The sequence below is a fragment of the Kitasatospora sp. NPDC088346 genome (assembly GCF_044740765.1).
Classification (GTDB): Bacteria; Actinomycetota; Actinomycetes; order Streptomycetales; family Streptomycetaceae; genus Kitasatospora.
Genome location: NZ_JBIURH010000077.1, coordinates 22,047 through 22,799, shown reverse-complemented (window position 1 = coordinate 22,799; position 753 = coordinate 22,047).

Sequence of the window (753 nt, the reverse complement as noted above, 5' to 3'; positions counted from 1 at the left end):
GAGCTACCTCGCCGGCCTCCACCTCCGCGCCTCGATGATCTGGATCAAGGACCTCACCAAAGCCCATCCTTGATCGCGACCAAATACGCCCCCTAAGGGCGCCAGGGCGACCCAGCAGCCCGACACCGACACCGCCCTGCAGCACTGGACCACCTCGCCACCTTCGTCCTCCCGGCGACCTCGGCCGCCGGTTTGCGGATCGACGGGGCCCCGGTCGACCACGTAGGTGTCGCCGACGAGCCCGACCGCGCAAGGTAACGGTTTGACGAAGCCTCGGGACGGGGCTGCGGTCCGCAGCTCTCACTGCGCACGAGCCGATGCCCGACCGCGGTCCTGGACGCGCGCCACCGCGCCACGGACATGGACCACCCTCACGCCCAAGGAGAACCGTGCGAGAGCCCAATTCCGCTTCCGCCCCCGCCGCCGTCCCCGGTGACGAGGCCAGCCGATGCGTGCCGGGGGACGTCGCTGCCCCGAGCCGGGGCGGTGAGCACCCGATACGACGCCGATCGGCGACACCGTTCCACGCGCAGCGGTCCGTGTCGGGCCCGGACGGTGCCGAGAGCCCGTACACGGCGGTGGCCGCTGAGGCCTGGCGGGCCATCGTCGGTGGTGGCAGCCTCAACAGCGACGCCGGGGTGTCGTTCCTGGTGGGCATGGAACAGTGGGCGGCGGGGCCGGGGGGCGGCCCCCCGCCCCCGCCCCCCCCCCCCCCCCGGGGGGGCCGCCCCCCCCCCCGCCGCCCCCCCCCGC